General features: G+C 53.6%; 1 protein-coding gene and 1 pseudogene. Both read left to right on the top strand.

Annotated elements, in window-relative coordinates:
- A pseudogene (locus ACYX34_RS07480) lies at positions 1-272 on the top strand (AMP-binding protein); the annotation flags it as partial.
- A 90-nt stretch (positions 273-362) separates the two neighbouring features.
- Positions 363-1,318, top strand: a 956-nt coding sequence (locus tag ACYX34_RS07475) for an amidohydrolase family protein (RefSeq protein WP_462075928.1), incomplete at its 3' end; no start/stop codon positions are given.

Raw genomic sequence — 1,318 nt, 5'->3', positions numbered from 1 at the left:
TGCAGCAAGCGTCCGGTGCCGAAGTGCAAGTCTTTGCTGTGACCGGCCTCCCTGACGAGAAAAAAGGAGAGCGCTTAGCCGTCCTGCACACGTTGGATGAAGCCGTGATTCCCGATATCCTCTCAAAACTATCCGCCATGGGCCTCCCGAATCTGTTCATTCCGTCTCGGCATCACGTCGTGAAAGTTGACGCATTGCCGGTTCTTGGCACTGGAAAACTCGATCTGCGAGGGGTGAAGCGGATCGCAGCAGAACGACTGCAGGGGGGATAAACCCGTTTCGGGTTTCGCGTCTCGAGTTTGAATTCCAAATGCGGAACGCAAAACTGGAATCCTGGTGGATTTCGAAACTCGCAACACCTAATGGCACCTACAGGCAAATCCCTCATCGACTGCCATGTCCATCTGGCTGCCCTGCCGGACGGTGACAACGGGTGTTTCATCTCACCCAACTTACTTCGAAGCCCCTTATTTCGTTTCCTCTTATGGAAACATGACCTCTCGCCGGCGCACCCGCGTGAGACGAATCAGCGCTATCTCGACCATCTTCTGGCAGAGTTGCGTACCTCACGATACGTGCGGAAAGTCGTGCTCCTGGGAATGGATGGATTCTATGATCAGACAGGCCTCCTCAATCGTCGGCACACGGACTTTCTCGTCAGTAACGATTATGTCTTCAAGGCCGTGAAAGACTATCCCGATGTATTTCTAGCCGGCCCTTCGATCAATCCTCAGCGCGAAGATGCGATCGACGAAGTGCACCGCTGTGCAGACGCCGGAGCTGTCCTGATCAAAGTGCTCCCGAACGCCCAGCACTTCAACCCGGCGGATGAGAAATACCGACCGTTCTATCGTGCATTGGCTCAACGAAGACTGCCGTTCTTGAGCCACGTTGGGTATGAATTTAGTCTGATCGGCAAAGATCAATCCCTGGGAGATCCTGATCGGCTTCGCTTGGCACTGGACGAAGGGGTGACCGTCATTGCGGCCCACGCCTGCAGCTATGGGTTGATGCTGTATGAAAAATTTCTTCCAACATTTCGTGAACTGTGCGCGCGTTATCCGAACTTCTATGCCGACATTTCAGCCCTCACCCAGCCTCATCGACTAAAGATGTTGCTGCACCTCAGACATCATCCCGAACTGCAATCCCGCCTCCTCTTTGGAACAGACTATCCCTTGTCGGTTTTCCATATGGCAGCTTGGGGGCGAGTAGGCCTTGGCAAATTGTGGAGTATGATTCACACCAAAAACCGTTTCGATCGGCAAGTTGAGGTATGCACCGGGCTCAATCTCCACTTCCGATCGATCGGAGACCT

This window comes from Nitrospira sp. CMX1, from assembly GCF_054902215.1.
Note: the sequence above shows the minus strand (reverse complement) of the source record. Positions and strands in the feature narration are given on the sequence as shown.